The 14,367-nt window shown below is 64.4% G+C and carries 17 protein-coding genes; 8 read left to right on the plus strand and 9 right to left on the minus strand.

Annotated elements, in window-relative coordinates; all coding sequences use genetic code 11:
• Positions 1-3 precede the first annotated feature (3 nt).
• The gene (locus BDW16_RS03280; RefSeq protein ID WP_066575908.1) at positions 4-393 is read right to left on the minus strand and encodes a winged helix-turn-helix transcriptional regulator; all 390 of its coding nucleotides are present in this window, start codon (positions 391-393) and stop codon (positions 4-6) included.
• Between the two features lie 85 nt (positions 394-478).
• Between BDW16_RS03280 and BDW16_RS03285 the strand changes: the two genes are divergently transcribed.
• Positions 479-1,240 (plus strand): SDR family oxidoreductase, encoded by a 762-nt coding sequence (locus BDW16_RS03285; RefSeq protein ID WP_066575912.1) that lies wholly within the window; start codon positions 479-481, stop codon positions 1,238-1,240.
• 16 nt (positions 1,241-1,256) lie between these two features.
• Here the strand turns inward: BDW16_RS03285 and BDW16_RS20975 are convergent, their stop codons facing one another.
• The gene (locus BDW16_RS20975; RefSeq protein WP_109790535.1) at positions 1,257-1,403 is read right to left on the minus strand and encodes a lmo0937 family membrane protein; all 147 of its coding nucleotides are present in this window, start codon (positions 1,401-1,403) and stop codon (positions 1,257-1,259) included.
• A gap of 110 nt (positions 1,404-1,513) precedes the next feature.
• Here BDW16_RS20975 and BDW16_RS03290 point away from each other — a divergent pair, with 110 nt between their 5' ends.
• Positions 1,514-1,909 (plus strand): group III truncated hemoglobin, encoded by a 396-nt coding sequence (locus BDW16_RS03290; protein ID WP_066576385.1) that lies wholly within the window; start codon positions 1,514-1,516, stop codon positions 1,907-1,909.
• On the opposite strand, the gene BDW16_RS03295 is transcribed toward BDW16_RS03290, so the two are convergent.
• Positions 1,906-2,316: a M67 family metallopeptidase gene (locus BDW16_RS03295; RefSeq protein ID WP_307694698.1), complete on the minus strand. Its 411-nt coding sequence runs from the start codon at positions 2,314-2,316 to the stop codon at positions 1,906-1,908. The genes BDW16_RS03290 and BDW16_RS03295 overlap by 4 nt on opposite strands.
• Positions 2,317-2,328: 12 nt before the next feature.
• Between BDW16_RS03295 and BDW16_RS03300 the strand changes: the two genes are divergently transcribed.
• The 3 genes from BDW16_RS03300 (at position 2,329) to mtgA (ending at position 4,996) form a co-directional block, all read left to right on the plus strand.
• Complete coding sequence (locus BDW16_RS03300; RefSeq protein ID WP_066575914.1) at positions 2,329-3,282, plus strand: RluA family pseudouridine synthase; 954 nt, start codon at positions 2,329-2,331, stop codon at positions 3,280-3,282.
• Between the two features lie 80 nt (positions 3,283-3,362).
• On the plus strand, positions 3,363-4,268 hold the full coding sequence (rpoH, locus tag BDW16_RS03305) for an RNA polymerase sigma factor RpoH (protein WP_066575916.1): 906 nt from the start codon (positions 3,363-3,365) through the stop codon (positions 4,266-4,268).
• A gap of 65 nt (positions 4,269-4,333) precedes the next feature.
• The gene (mtgA, locus tag BDW16_RS03310) at positions 4,334-4,996 is read left to right on the plus strand and encodes a monofunctional biosynthetic peptidoglycan transglycosylase (protein WP_371836686.1); all 663 of its coding nucleotides are present in this window, start codon (positions 4,334-4,336) and stop codon (positions 4,994-4,996) included.
• A 91-nt stretch (positions 4,997-5,087) separates the two neighbouring features.
• On the opposite strand, the gene BDW16_RS03315 is transcribed toward mtgA, so the two are convergent.
• The 4 genes from BDW16_RS03315 to BDW16_RS03330 form a co-directional block, all read right to left on the minus strand.
• Positions 5,088-5,366 (minus strand): hypothetical protein, encoded by a 279-nt coding sequence (locus BDW16_RS03315; protein ID WP_066575919.1) that lies wholly within the window; start codon positions 5,364-5,366, stop codon positions 5,088-5,090.
• A 76-nt stretch (positions 5,367-5,442) separates the two neighbouring features.
• Positions 5,443-5,766, minus strand: coding sequence for a YbaB/EbfC family nucleoid-associated protein (locus BDW16_RS03320; RefSeq protein WP_066575923.1), 324 nt, complete (start codon positions 5,764-5,766; stop codon positions 5,443-5,445).
• Complete coding sequence (locus BDW16_RS03325) at positions 5,763-7,376, minus strand: DNA polymerase III subunit gamma/tau (protein WP_066575927.1); 1,614 nt, start codon at positions 7,374-7,376, stop codon at positions 5,763-5,765. The genes BDW16_RS03320 and BDW16_RS03325 overlap by 4 nt, the downstream gene beginning before the upstream one ends.
• 95 nt (positions 7,377-7,471) lie before the next feature.
• A complete protein-coding gene (locus BDW16_RS03330; protein ID WP_066575930.1) occupies positions 7,472-8,581 on the minus strand; it encodes a hypothetical protein in 1,110 nt (369 codons plus the stop codon).
• 356 nt (positions 8,582-8,937) lie between these two features.
• On the opposite strand from BDW16_RS03330, the gene BDW16_RS03335 reads away from it, so the two are divergent.
• From BDW16_RS03335 to BDW16_RS21025, 3 genes are all read left to right on the plus strand, one after another.
• A complete protein-coding gene (locus tag BDW16_RS03335; RefSeq protein WP_198585760.1) occupies positions 8,938-9,171 on the plus strand; it encodes a DUF433 domain-containing protein in 234 nt (77 codons plus the stop codon).
• 99 nt (positions 9,172-9,270) lie between these two features.
• On the plus strand, positions 9,271-9,810 hold the full coding sequence (locus BDW16_RS03340; protein WP_083954226.1) for an ImmA/IrrE family metallo-endopeptidase: 540 nt from the start codon (positions 9,271-9,273) through the stop codon (positions 9,808-9,810).
• Positions 9,803-10,909: a hypothetical protein gene (locus tag BDW16_RS21025; protein WP_125958781.1), complete on the plus strand. Its 1,107-nt coding sequence runs from the start codon at positions 9,803-9,805 to the stop codon at positions 10,907-10,909. Before BDW16_RS03340 ends, BDW16_RS21025 begins: the two co-directional genes overlap by 8 nt.
• A 13-nt stretch (positions 10,910-10,922) precedes the next feature.
• On the opposite strand, the gene uvrA is transcribed toward BDW16_RS21025, so the two are convergent.
• Together uvrA and BDW16_RS03350 are read right to left on the minus strand one after the other, a co-directional pair.
• Positions 10,923-13,925, minus strand: coding sequence for an excinuclease ABC subunit UvrA (uvrA, locus tag BDW16_RS03345; RefSeq protein WP_066575932.1), 3,003 nt, complete (start codon positions 13,923-13,925; stop codon positions 10,923-10,925).
• A gap of 114 nt (positions 13,926-14,039) precedes the next feature.
• The gene (locus BDW16_RS03350) at positions 14,040-14,330 is read right to left on the minus strand and encodes a hypothetical protein (protein ID WP_066575934.1); all 291 of its coding nucleotides are present in this window, start codon (positions 14,328-14,330) and stop codon (positions 14,040-14,042) included.
• Between the last annotated feature and the right edge of the window lie 37 nt (positions 14,331-14,367).

The following is a 14,367-nucleotide window of genomic DNA, read 5'->3' on the forward strand; positions in this document are numbered from 1 at the left end:
CGGTTAGCGGCCGCGCGTGTCGAATCTCGCGCGCGCGGCGGTCACCGTCTCCAGATTGGCTTCGGCCCAGCGCCAGACGCCGCAGAACGCTTCGCCCAGGCTCTCGCCCGTCGGGGTAAGGCGATAATCGACCCGCGGCGGTACCACCGCATGCACGGTGCGGGTGACCATGCCGTCGCGCTCCATCCGCCGCAGCGTCTGGGTGAGCATCTTCTGGCTGATATCGGGCACCAGCTTCGAAAGCTGGGTGAAGCGCAGCTCGCCATGCTGCTCCAGCGTCTCGAGCAGGATCATCGTCCATTTATCGGCGACGTTGCCGATCAGCTCGTGGACCAGGGCATCGATACGCGGGTCCGCAGCGTGCCATTCGCAGGATTTCGCAATACTCTCCATCAGGTGAGTATAAAACTTTCGGGTGCCTTCTTTCCAATGGAAAGCCACGCGCCACATCCCCGCCTCGACAATCCAGGAGGCACCCATGAAGACCAGCGGCAACACCATCCTCATCACCGGCGGCGGCTCGGGCATCGGCGAAGCGCTGGCGCAGCGGTTCCACGACGCGGGCAACGCGGTGATCGTCGCGGGGCGCCGCCGCGAAGCGCTCGAGGCGGCGATCGCCGGCCGGCCCGGCATGCACGCGATGACGCTCGACATCGAACGCCCCGAGGCGATCGAGGAATTTGCGCGCGACCTCCTTGCCGCGCACCCCTCGCTCAACGTCCTGATCAACAATGCCGGCGTGATGCAGCATGAGAATATCGGCACCCGCCGCGATCTGACCGGTGCGGAAGCGACGATCGCCACCAATCTGCTCGGCCCGATCCGGCTGACCAATGCCCTGGTCGATCACCTGAAGGCACAGACGGATGCGGCGATCGTCAACGTCACCTCCGGCCTCGCTTTCGTGCCGCTGGTCGATGCCGCAACCTACAGCGCGACAAAGGCGGCGATCCACAGCTACACCGTCTCGCTTCGCGAGGTGCTGGCCGGTCAGGTCGAGGTGATCGAACTCGCGCCGCCGGCCGTACAGACCGATCTCACGCCCGGTCAGCGCACCCGCGAAGGCTATCAGCCGCTGGACGAATTCGCCGGTGAAGTGATGGCGCTGTTCAGCCAGCCCCCGACGCCGAAGGAGATCATCGTCGAGCGCGTCAAGCTGTTGCGCAACGCCGAAGCCGAAGGACGGTTCGACGCGGCGCTGGCGGCCATCACCGCGCTGGTGAGGGGCGGCGGACATTGACCCGCCGCTCCCGGCTTCAAACCCCGCTACGGCCGCGCAGGAACTGCACGACGACCACGACCAGTGCGATCACCAGCAGCAGGTGAATCAGCCCGCCGGCGATGTTGAGCGAGAAGCCCAGCAGCCAGAGGATCAGAATGACGACGGCAATGGTCCAGAGCATGTGACTCTCCCTGATATCTCAAGGGCTAACGCACGCCGGACAGGCAACGTTCCGGCATGCGCGTTGCGCACCGGGAAACCGGTTCATAGATGCGCAGTATGAACGAGCACATGGCAAGCGAGCGCCGCGGGATCGACGAGGACAGCATTCGCGCGCTGGTCGGGCAATTCTATGCCCGTGTTCGCGCCGATCCCGAACTCGGGCCGGTCTTCAACGATGCGGTCCACGACTGGCCCGGACACCTCGACCTGCTGACCGATTTCTGGTCGTCGGTGATGCTCGCCACCGGCCGCTACAAAGGGCGGCCGGTGCCCGCGCATCACACGCACGCCGCGCGGATCACCCCCGGACTGTTCGACCGCTGGCTGGCGCTGTGGGACGAGACCAGCGACGCGCTGATGACGCCGGCCGCCGCCACGGCATTGCAGGACAAGGCGCGGCGCATCGCCGAGAGCCTGCAGCTCGCGCTGTTCTTCCGGCTGCCCGAACGCGGGACTGCGGCTTAGCCCTCGTCCAGCTCGACCGCGTCGAACCGCCCATGGCGGGCGCCGCGCGCCGTCGCGCGCCAGGCGGTGACGGCATCTTCAGTGACGATCAGCCACAGCTTGCCGTCTGCAACGGCCATCGCCGCATCGGTGATCGACGGCATCGCGTCGCCAGAGGGGTGCGAATGCCAGTAGCCCGCCACACGTGGCCCGCCAGCCCGCTCGGCCCGGATCGCGGCGAACAATCCGGCCGGGTCGATCTCGAAATGCACAAGGGAATTTGCGGCGACATTGGCCTCGACGCTCGCGGCCTCGATCATGGCGTCCGTCCCGAACAACAGTCCGCATGCCTCCAGCGGCGCAGCGTCTGCTGCCGCACGCTGGATTAGGTCGACAACACACCTTGAAATCCGGACCCTCATGCCCATCTTTCTACGACAATGGTTCCGGGGGTTTCCACACTAGAAGCGCGGATCGCGGACGCAGCCGATGGCTGGCGTCTCGACCGGGCTTTGGCGGACGCCCTGCCCACGCTTTCGCGCGAGCGGATCAAGGCATTGATCTCGACCGGCAACGTCACCGGCCCCGACGGGCAGGTCCGCGATCCCAAGAGGAAGGCGCCGGGCGGCGCGCTGTTCCGCATCGATGTTCCCGAGCCGGCCGCGGCGCATAACGAACCGCAGGATATCGAGCTCAAGATCGTGTTCGAGGACGAGCATCTGATCGTCATCGACAAGCAGGCCGGCCTCGTCGTCCATCCCGCCGCGGGCAATTTCGACGGAACTCTGGTCAACGCCCTGCTCCACCATTGCCAGGGCAGCTTGTCGGGTATCGGCGGCGTGGCGCGGCCGGGGATCGTCCACCGGATCGACAAGGACACGTCGGGGCTCATGGTGGCGGCCAAGACCGATCGCGCGCATGTCGGCCTCGCCCGGCAATTCAAGGCGCATTCGATCGACCGGCGCTACAAGGCGATCGTCTCGGGCCGTCCGAAAACGGGCAGCGGAACCGTCGATGCGCCGCTTGCGCGGTCGCCGCAGAACCGCAAGAAAATGGCGATCGTCGCTGGCGGCAAACGCGCCGTGACGCACTGGCGATTGCATGAACTTCATGAACTTCACGAGGCGGCCCTGGTCGAATGCCGGCTCGAAACCGGCCGCACCCATCAGGTACGCGTCCACATGGCGTCCATCGGCCACCCCTTGATCGGGGACCCGGTTTATGGCAGAACGAAAAAGGAACACCGTGAGCTGTTGGAAACCCTGGGTTTCCATCGTCAGGCCTTACATGCAGCACATTTGGGGTTTATCCACCCCATAGATAGCCGGGCTTTGGCCTTTGAAAGCCAAATGCCGGCCGACATGCAGGAACTGTTCGACCAGCTCGTCGTATAGATTTTCACAGACCCGTCTTCGGAGGGTCGCGCACCGTCCTCGCCGCGTGAGGGGGGACGCACAAAGGGAGAATGTAGATCATGGCAAGCGGAAGCAACGTCCCGGCGACGATCCCCGCACTCGGCGGTGAGCAGAGCCTCAACCGCTACCTGGCCGAGATCAAGAAGTTTCCGATCCTGGCGCCCGAGCAGGAATATATGCTCGCCAAGCGCTTTCAGGAACATGGCGATCCCGAAGCTGCCGCGCAGCTCGTGACCAGCCATTTGCGCCTCGTTGCGAAGATCGCGATGGGCTACCGCGGCTATGGCCTGCCGGTGTCCGAGCTGATCTCCGAGGGCAATATCGGCCTGATGCAGGGTGTGAAGAAGTTCGAGCCCGATCGCGGCTTCCGCCTCGCCACCTATGCGATGTGGTGGATCCGCGCCTCGATCCAGGAATTCATCCTGCGCTCGTGGAGCCTCGTGAAGATGGGCACGACCGCCGCGCAGAAGAAGCTGTTCTTCAACCTGCGCCGCATGAAGGCCAAGCTCGACGCGTTCGAGGATGGCGACCTTTCCCCCGAGCATCTCGCCAAGATCGCCAAGGATCTGGGCGTGACCGAGGAAGAGGTCACGTCGATGAACCGCCGCATGGCGATGGGCGGCGACACGTCGCTCAACGTGCCGATGCGCGAGGATGGCGAGGGTCAGTGGCAGGATTGGCTGGCCGACGACAGCGCGCTGCAGGACGAGGTCGTGGCCGAGGCGCAGGAGGCGGATGTCCGCCACACCATGCTGACCGAGGCGATGGACGAGCTCAACGAGCGCGAACAGCACATCCTGACCGAGCGCCGCCTGACCGACGATCCCAAGACGCTCGAGGAACTCTCGCAGGTCTACGGCGTGTCGCGTGAGCGCGTCCGCCAGATCGAGGTGCGTGCGTTCGAGAAGCTGCAAAAGGCGATGATGCGGCTGGCCGGCGACCGGCGTCTGCTCGCCGTCGGCTGACGGCACGGCCGGGGGCGGAGTTGGCGGCAGCGATTGGCAAGCGGCGATGGGGCCGCCGGCTCGTCATCTGGGCCGGCAAGGCTCTGCTGGCGTTCATCGCCGGCTCGCTGCTGCTGGTGCTGATCTTCCGTTTCGTCCCCCCGCCCTTCACGCTGACCATGGCGGGCGATCTGGTCTCGGGCCATGGTATCACCAAGCAATGGACGCCGCTGAGCCGGATCGACCCCGACATGGCGCGGGCCGCGATCGCCGCAGAGGATTCGTCCTTCTGCACGCATAGCGGCTTCGACTATGACGCGATCGCTGCGGCGATGTACCGCAATGCCAAGGGCGGCAAGGTGCTGCGCGGCGGATCGACCATCAGCCAGCAGACCGCGAAGAACGTCTTCCTGTGGCAAGGCGGCGGCTTCTTCCGCAAGGGGCTGGAGGCGTGGTTCACCATCCTGATCGAGCTGATCTGGCCCAAGAAGCGGATCATGGAAGTCTATCTGAACGTCGCAGAGACGGGGATCGGCACCTATGGCGTCGAGGCGGGCTCGCAACGCTATTTCGGGCACAGCGCGTCGAAGATGACCCGCGCCGAAGCCGCGCGCATCGCCGCGGTGCTGCCGCTACCCAAGAAAAGGGCGGGCGTCGCCCCAAAGGGTTTCACCCGCCGCTATGGCAATGCGATCACGGCGCGGATCGGCGTCGTTCAGAATGAAGGGCTGGACGCCTGCCTGCGCTGAACGCCCGCAGAAATCATTTTCCTACACGCCGTCGATCTGAAACACCTGCCTGACGCTCTTTCGCATCGTCAGGCAATTCGAACCGAACCGGCTACTGGACCGAATTCCCGATCCGCTGGCCCGCCTTCTCGGCAGCATCGCCGACCTTCTCCGCACCCTCGCCCACCTTCTTGGCCGCTTCGGTGATGGCAGCGTCTTTGTTGGTCTGGCTGCTCTTCTCGCCAAGGAAGAAGAAGGCACCGACCACCACGACCACCAGGGCGATGAGGCCCAGGATCAATCCGCCGCCACCGCCGCGGCGTTCGATGATCGTCGTCGTGTGCGTCGGCGTTTCGACGCGGGTCGCTTCGCTGCGGTCATCATCGCTCATGTCGTACCTCCCGATGGATTGACAGACAGGCGACCCTAACGGCCGCAGCGAACCAATTGTTCCCGTTGCGAAATCTTCAGAAGGGCAGCTTGAAGCCCGGCGGCAGCGGGATGCCGCTGGAAAGCTTCGACATCTCGCTCTGCGCAGCCGCATCCGCCTTCGCCCGTGCGTCGTTGAGCGCGGCCGCGATCAGATCCTCCAGCATCTGCTTCTCGCTGGGCGCGAGCAGCGATTCGTCGATATCGACGCCGATGATGCGGCCCTTGGCGCTGGCCTTGACCTTGATCAGGCCGCCGCCGGAAACGCCTTCGACCTCGATCCCGTCGAGATTGGCCTGGGCCTTGGTCAGCTCGTCCTGAACGTTCTGCGCCATGGCCATGATGTCTTCGATACTCTTCATGCGGTCCTCCGGATTGGGGTCCAGCCGATCAGCTCGGCTTCGGGAAATGCTTCGAACGCGGCGGCGACGACGGGCGAACGCAACACCGCGTCGCGCTCTGCTGCGGCATCGGCGGCCTTGACTTCGGCGAGCGTCTCGGCGCCCGGGGCGTCGATCACGCGCAGAGACCAGCGCTTGCCCAGCACGCGGCGGATCGCCTGCTCGAAATCGCTCACCAGATCGGCGGGCAACCCCTGGCTGCTGACTTCGATCACCGGCTCCTTGAACGCGATCACGCGCATGAGGTTGCGCGCGCGCGCGGCGACGTGATGCTCGTGCGCCGCTTCCAGCCGTTCCAGCGCCTCCGCCAGCGACCGCGGCGCGGGCGGTTCGGCCGGGCCCGAGGGCGCGGCCACCGGCGCGGCGCCGACCGGAAGGCCTTCGGCGATCTTGCGCGCCAGATCGCCCGGATCGGGCAGGGTCGAGGCGTGGATGACGCGGAGCAGCGCCATCTCGCACGCCTCGATCGGCAGCGCGGCGCGGATCACCTCGTCATGACCGCGCAGCAGCAGCTGCCACAGCCGGTGGAGCGCCGGGAAGCCGAGCTTGCCAGCCCATTCCGCCAGCGCCGCAGTCTCTTCCGCCGCCTGACCCGGAACCGCCTCGTTGCCGAGCTTCGACAGGGTCACGCGGTGGACCGTCTCGAGCAGCGACTTGAGCACCGCCTGGGGATCGACGCCCAGATCATACTGGTCGCGCAGCGCGCCCAATGCGCCCGGCGCGTCACCCTCGATCACCCGCCCGAACAGCGCGCGGATCGCGTTGCGGTCCGAGAGGCCGAGCATGGTGCGGACCGCATCGGCGCTCACCGCCCCGCCCTCGATCCCGGCATGCGCGATGGCCTGATCGAGGATCGACAGGCCGTCGCGGGCCGAGCCCTCGGCCGCGCGGGCGATCATCGCCAGCGCCTCGGGCTCGGCCTCGGCGCCCTCGGCCGCGACTACCTCGGCGAAATGCGCGGCGAGCTTCTCGGCCGGGATGCGGCGCAGGTCGAAGCGCTGGCAGCGCGACAGCACCGTCACCGGCACCTTCTGGACCTCGGTCGTCGCGAACAGGAACTTCACATGGCCCGGCGGTTCCTCGAGCGTCTTGAGCAGCGCGTTGAACGCGTTCTTCGACAGCATGTGGACTTCGTCGATAATGTAGATCTTGTACCGCGCCGACACCGCCGCGTAGCGCGACGCGTCGATGATCTCGCGGACATCGTCGACGCCGGTATGGCTCGCCGCGTCCATCTCGATCACATCGATATGCCGCCCCTCGGCGATCGCGCGGCAGGGTTCGCACACCCCGCACGGATCGATCGTCGGCCCGCCCTGCCCGTCCGGCCCGATGCAGTTCAGCGCCTTGGCGATCAGCCGCGCGGTCGAGGTCTTGCCGACCCCGCGCACGCCGGTCAGCAGAAAGGCGTGCGCCAGCCGGTCGCGCCGAATCGCATTGCCCAGCGTCTGCACCATCGCATCCTGCCCGATGAGCTGGGCGAAGGTCTGCGGCCGGTATTTGCGCGCGAGCACGCGATAGGCGGCATCACGGGGCTGTGCCGGTTCGTCGAGGCCAAGGGAGTCAGACATGCGGACCGCAACCTAGCGATCCGATCCGCAAACCGCCATGCCCCGATGCGCGGCATCAACAGATTTCGGGCCCCCTCCGCCCCGCGGGCAGGGGTTCAGGCCATGGCGGGGACCCTCTCCTCCCCATCCCGCTGCCAAGGCTCGCCCGCCTCCCCCTCCCCGCGGCACATGGCGAGCCAGGCGTCGCGTTCGGCAAGGCCGGAGGCGATGAACGGCGCCATCTCGCGCGCACGCAGCGCCGCGACCGCCTCCGCCTCCTCCTCGGTCAGCTCGCGCTCATAATCCTCGTAGTCCGGTTCGCTCTCCTCCTCCCCGTCGAACCCGTCGGGCGGCGGAAAATTGGTGCGCCACGCCTCCATATGACCGCACCACCAGACGCGCTGGGCGCGGTTCGCAGCATCCAGTTCATGAAGTTCACGCAACTCGCGATCGATGCTGCTCTCCCTGGGCTCATGCGGCGGCGCGGGCTCGGGCGGGGCGAGCTGGACCAGCCCGGCCGCCTCGGCCCGCACCCATTGCTCGGCGGTCCAGTTCGCGCGGTCGGCGGGATCGAGGTCCGCGGTGTCGAGCGGCTCGGCGATGTCGGTATGGGTGCGCAGCCAGCGATCGGCGCGGGCGAGCGTGCGGATCGGGGCGAGATCGTCCTGCGACGCCTCCACCCCGGCAGCGCCGAGCCGCGCGGCAAGGAACAGGCCGGCGCGCGCCGGGGCGGCATCGCGCGCGACGAGATCGAGCAGCTGCTCGAAATCGGCGGCGGCGAGGCGCACCGCGGCGGCATTGGCATCGGTGCAGGCGGCGTCGGCGCGGCGATCGAGCCGGCTCAACATGCGGAAGGCCAGGACATTGTCGTGGCGGTGGCGCGTGACGGTGCGGCCGTCATCGGCGGTGACCGTGGTGCGGACGCCGTTGAAGGCGCGCTCCATCAACTCGTCGGCGAGCACGTCGCGCGCATGGAGCAGGGCAGCGTCCCAGCCGAGGCGGAAGGCGGCGCCGCGCGCGGCATTGCGCAGCGAATAGGCCGACCGCGGCGACATATCGACGATGGCGCACGCCCGGGTGACGGTGTGGCCGAGCGACAGCGCGACGAGGAAGCGCTTCTGCTTCTCCGCGGTCCAGCCGTCATAGCGGGTGTTGTCGGGGACGCCGGGTTCGAGCGGGTGGAGGGCGGCGTGAGTGAAATCGGCTTCGGTGGCGATCGCGTTCATGGCGTGTCCTCTCGTGAGGTGTGGAGGACCGTTTAGGTATGCCGGAACGGGGGCTGTAGGAAAGTTCTATTTTTGTTCTTGATTGCGGGCGTGGGGAAGAAGAAAGAAGATTGATTTCACGCGGAGGCGCGAAGAGGTTGGCCTGTCTTGCGGAGTCAGCCGCTATCGATCGACCAATGCGTCCTGGCAGACAGCGCGGCCAACCCTGATCTCCGCGCCTCCGCGCCTCCGCGTGAACCAAACCTTCTTTGCGCTTTCGCGCCCCTCCGACAAGCTCAGGACAGACTTCGCGTGAACCAAATCGCGATCATCGCGAACCAGTTGCGATTCTCGCGGATTCAACACATCTTGATGTGATGACGCTGGCAGGCTTCTCGCGCATTTCGGTGGACCCGCAGGTCTGTGGCGGGCGCCCGGTCGTGACCGGGACGCGCGTGCGGGTGAGCGACGTGCTGGAGATGCTGGCGGGCGGTGCGACGCCGGCGGAGATCGCGGCGGACTATCCCTATCTGAGCGAGGATGATGCGCGCGCGGTGCTGGCCTATGCGGCGGCCCAAGCGGACCATCCGGTAGTGTTCGCCGTCGAATGAAATTCCTGATCGACGCGCAATTCCAGGAACGAAATAAGAACATTTTGCTTGCGAAATTGCAAGTCACTGCTATACCGCGTTCGCCTTCTGGGGAGAGCCATGACCATTTATGAACCCGCCGAAGCGTCCCTTTTAACAAAGGGGGCGGTTCACAAGCTCGCTGAATCGATAGCGACCCAAGTCGGCTGGGAGCCAGGAAGTGACATCCATTCCGTAATCTCAAATCTCGGCGGCTGCGTCGAAATTGAGGACACCCTTCTAACCGACCCAGGGCAGACCGGCAGCCTTTATGTAGACGGGCCTCAGAAATTTCGGATAATAGTCCCATCTCACACAAGTCCAGAGCGAGATCGTTTTACAATTGCTCACGAGTTTGGACATTTTGTTCTGCACTATCTTTGGCAAAGACAAAGAAATCCGAGTTATCCAGAAAAGGTCGTTGCGTTTCGCCACGGCTCCAAACGGATAGAGTGGGAAGCGAATTGGTTTGCCGGCGCGTTTTTGATGCCCGCCGATCTTTTTCGCCATGCTTACGAAGCGAAGAATGGCGACTTGTGGCAGATTGCAGACCAATTCAGGGTGTCGTCCAAGGCAGCCGAAGTACGGGCAAAAGATTTAGGCCTTTTACCAAATGGCTAAGGCCCCGCAGTTTCTTGAACCACGGCTTCGTCTATTCCTAGGGGCAGATATCATAGGGTCGACCGCACTAAAGCAAACACGTCTCGGCGCCCATAAGGTACCGACTGATCAAGCTTCAAAAGGTCCGGCATGGTTTTCTGCCATCCAAGGCTTCTACTTTGAAGCTGCGCAAGCATTTCTTTTTGATTGGGAAAAATCAAAATCTGCGAGTGAAAATGCAGAAGTTTTGTACGGCCCCGCCCCCACACTTTGGAAAACCGTAGGGGATGAGGTTCTATTCGTAAAACTGCTTACCGACCATCGCCAATTGTCGATCACTTTACAGTGCTGGATGCGGGCATTGGCACGAATGAAGGAGTTTCTTAAGACCGAAAGCTCTCTGCTGGATGTAAAGTCAACTTGCTGGACAGCAGGCTTCCCTTTCAGGAATCGGGAGGTAGTCTTGGACCCTGACGTTCAAACAAAGCAGGGAAGAATTGAGGACTACTACAGAGAAAGTGGCAAGCTTTTAAACGAACACTATAAGAAACCATCCAAAAGCCGGCTGGCCATTGACTACATAGGGCCGTCAATTGACACTGGATTTCGTTTATCCGGCTACGCATCCGGCAGAAAATTCATATGCAGTGTTGATGTCGCATATCTTATATCAATGACTCAGGTTGACGGAGAGGTTGATAGGATTGATTTTTATTACGATGGATCAGCATCGCTGAAAGGGGTTCTTGGCGGATCAAACTACCCTATATTTTGGGTAGACATGAGCTCAGGCGAATCGCTTGCAAGAAAAGAAGATAAGTTAAAAACGCAATCCGCGTGTGCCAGCCAAGATGTGAAAGAGTACTGCGAGGCATTTTATATTGAGCATCGGCAATTTACATTTCGCCCATTTATTGAAGGTGATATCGGGCAAACCTTGGCAAAAAAGCCTCCGTGGTACGAAGAGTATCACAGGACGCTCGTTGAAAATTTTCTTGTTCCGGAAACTGACTATGCCGCAGATGACAGCGCTGAGGCGCTAAAACCGGGTCAAGAAATCGAAGATGCGGATATTGAGGGCGTCGTTTCACGGCTGAAAGTCAAAAGAGACGAAAACTGACCGTCAAGAAGCTTCACTCCGCCGCCACGCTCTCCCCCACCCTGCCCCGCTCCAGCAACGGCGCAAGATACTTGCCCGTATAGCTCCGCGGCGCCTTAACCACCGTCTCGGGCGTGCCCTCGGCGACGATTTCGCCGCCCTTGACGCCACCCTCCGGCCCCAGGTCGAGGATCCAGTCGGCGGTCTTGATGACGTCGAGATTGTGTTCGATCACCACCACGGTATTCCCCTGCTCGACCAGCGCGTGGAGCACTTCGAGGAGCTTGCGGACGTCCTCGAAATGGAGGCCGGTGGTGGGCTCGTCGAGGATGTAGAGGGTCTGGCCGGTGGCGCGGCGGGCAAGTTCCTTGGCGAGCTTGACGCGCTGCGCCTCGCCGCCCGACAGGGTCGTCGCCTGCTGGCCGACCTTGATATAGCCCAGGCCGACCTCGGCCAGCATCGCCATCTTGTCGCGGATCGGGGGGACGGCCTTGAAGAATTCGACCGCATCCTCGACCGTCATGTCGAGCACGTCGGCGATGCTCATCCCCTTGAACTTCACCTCGAGCGTCTCGCGGTTGTAGCGCTGGCCGTGGCAGACGTCGCAAGTGACATAGACGTCGGGGAGGAAGTGCATCTCGATCTTGAGCAGGCCGTCGCCGGTGCACGCCTCGCACCGGCCGCCCTTGACGTTGAAGCTGAAGCGGCCGGGCTTGTAGCCGCGCGCCTGCGCCTCGGGCAGGCCGGCGAACCAGTCGCGGATCGCGGTGAAGGCGCCGGTATAGGTCGCCGGGTTGGAGCGCGGGGTGCGGCCGATCGGCGACTGATCGATGTCGATCACCTTGTCGAGATGCTCGAGCCCGGTGACCTTGTCATGCTTGCCCGCGAGCAGGCGCGCGCCGTTGAGCTGGCGCGCGGCGGCGGCGTAGAGCGTGTCGATGGTGAAGCTCGACTTGCCCGAGCCCGAGACGCCGGTGATGCAGGTGAAGGTGCCGAGCGGGATGCTGGCGGTGACGCCGGTCAGGTTGTTGGCGGTGGCGTTGTGGACGGTGAGCTTCTTGCCGGTGCCCTTGCGACGCTTGGCCGGCACGTCGATGCGGCGGGTGCCGTTGAGATAGTCCGCGGTGATGCTGCCTTCGGTCGCGAGCACCTGTTCGAAGCTGCCATGGGCGACGATCTGGCCGCCATGGACGCCCGCGCCCGGCCCCATGTCGATGACGTAATCGGCGGTGCGGATCGCATCCTCGTCATGCTCGACGACGAGCACGGTGTTGCCGAGATCGCGCAGGCGGCGCAGCGTGGCGAGCAGCATGTCGTTGTCGCGCTGGTGGAGGCCGATCGACGGCTCGTCGAGGACGTAGAGGACGCCGGAGAGGCCCGAGCCGATCTGCGACGCGAGGCGGATGCGCTGGCTCTCGCCGCCCGAGAGGGTGCCGCTGGTGCGGTTGAGGTTCAGATAGTCGAGGCCGACATTGTTGAGGAAGCCGAGCCGCTCGTCGATCTCCTTGAGGATGGCCTTGGCGATCTCGCGCTGCTGGGGGGTGAGATCGGCGGGGAGGTTGGCGAAGAAGGGCAGCGCGTCGGTGACCGACAGGCGAGTGACGCTGGAGATGTCGCGGCCGGCGATCTTGACCGCCAGCGCCTCGGGCTTGAGGCGGGCGCCGTCGCACGTCTCGCAGGCGTGGCTGGCCTGGTATTTCGACAGTTCCTCGCGCATCCACGCGCTCTCGGTCTGGAGCATGCGGCGGTTGAGGTTGCCGATGACGCCCTCGAACGGCTTCTTCACGTCGTAGGACTTCTTGCCGTCGACGAAGGTGAGCGTGACCGGCTTGCCGCCGGTGCCGTGGAGGATGATCAGCTGGACCTCGCCCGGCAGGTCCTTCCACGGCGTGTCGAGGCTGAAGCCGAATTCGCGCGCGAGGGAGCCGAGGACCTGCATGTAATAGGGCGATGGCGGGTTGGACTTGGCCCAGGGGACGACCGCGCCCTTCTTGATCGAGAGATCGTGGTTGGGGACGACGAGATCCTCGTCGAACACCAGCCGCTCGCCCAGGCCGTCGCACGCCGGGCATGCGCCCTGCGGGGCGTTGAACGAGAACAGCCGCGGCTCGATCTCGGGGATGGTGAAGCCGCTGACCGGGCAGGCGAATTTCTCGGAAAAGACGATGCGGTTGTCGGGGATGCCGGTGCCCTTCATCGAGCCGCCGGTGACGTTGGTGGCTGACGGTTCCGCTTTGAACGTCTGCGGGGCTTCGTTGACACGCCCTCCCCCGGCCCCTCCCGCAAGCGGGAGGGGAGAAGAAAGGGCCTCGACCGTGGTGTCGACCAGATCGATATAGGCGAGGCCGTCGGCGAGCTTGAGCGCGGTCTCGAAGCTTTCCGCCAGGCGCGTGGCGATATCGTCACGGACGACGAGGCGGTCGACCACCACCTCGATGTCGTGCTTGTACTTCTTGTCGAGCGCGGGGGCGTCCTCGATCAGATAGGTCTCGCCGTCGATCCGGACGCGCTGGAAGCCGGCCTTCTGCCACTCGGCGAGTTCCTTGCGATACTCGCCCTTGCGGCCGCGGACCACGGGGGCGAGGAGCAGGAGGCGCGTGCCCTCGGGCAGAGCGAGGACGCGGTCGACCATCTGGCTGACGGTCTGCGCGGCGATCGGCAGGCCGGTCGCGGGGCTGTACGGCACGCCGACGCGCGCCCAGAGCAGGCGCATATAGTCGTAGATCTCGGTGACGGTCGCGACCGTGGAGCGCGGGTTGCGGCTGGTGGTCTTCTGCTCGATCGAGATGGCGGGGCTGAGGCCTTCAATGTGCTCGACATTGGGCTTCTGCATCATCTCGAGGAACTGGCGCGCATAGGCTGACAGCGACTCGACGTAGCGGCGCTGACCCTCGGCATAGATGGTGTCGAAGGCGAGCGAGGATTTGCCCGAACCCGAAAGGCCGGTGATGACCGTGAGCGTATCGCGCGGGATGTCGATATCCACGCCCTTGAGGTTGTGCTCGCGCGCGCCGCGGACGGAGATGTGTGTCAGCATACGGAACACCTATGCTGAAGAATATGGGTCAGACTCATGGGGCGTGGTTCTAGCTTTGTTCTTGGGAGGAAGCTAGAGGGGAGATAGGGTACGGAGGCGCGGGATGCGAGGGGGTCAGGCTGCCAGCAACAGCTCGATATGGTCCGCTGCTCTCGCGAACTCGAAGCAGAGCTGGTCACGCTCGTCGTCGGGGAGCCAGCGCGCCATCTGGGGGAAGACGGTCCGGTGATAGCGGAAGGTCCGCTCATCCCAGGGCGACACATCTTCGGCGGCGCGTGCGACGGAGAGGATCTCGAGCAATTCCGCTCGCACCTCTTCCACATCGGGGAGGTAGGAGTCGGGCGCGGCCGCATCGCCGAGATCGAAGCCCAACTGCGCCGGACCGGATGCGTTCGGATCGCTCATCACACTCTCTAAGTCATTGCGCCAGTTGCGCGGAACA

Origin of the sequence: Sphingomonas koreensis, assembly GCF_002797435.1 — a bacterium.
Lineage (GTDB): Bacteria > Pseudomonadota > Alphaproteobacteria > Sphingomonadales > Sphingomonadaceae > Sphingomonas > Sphingomonas koreensis.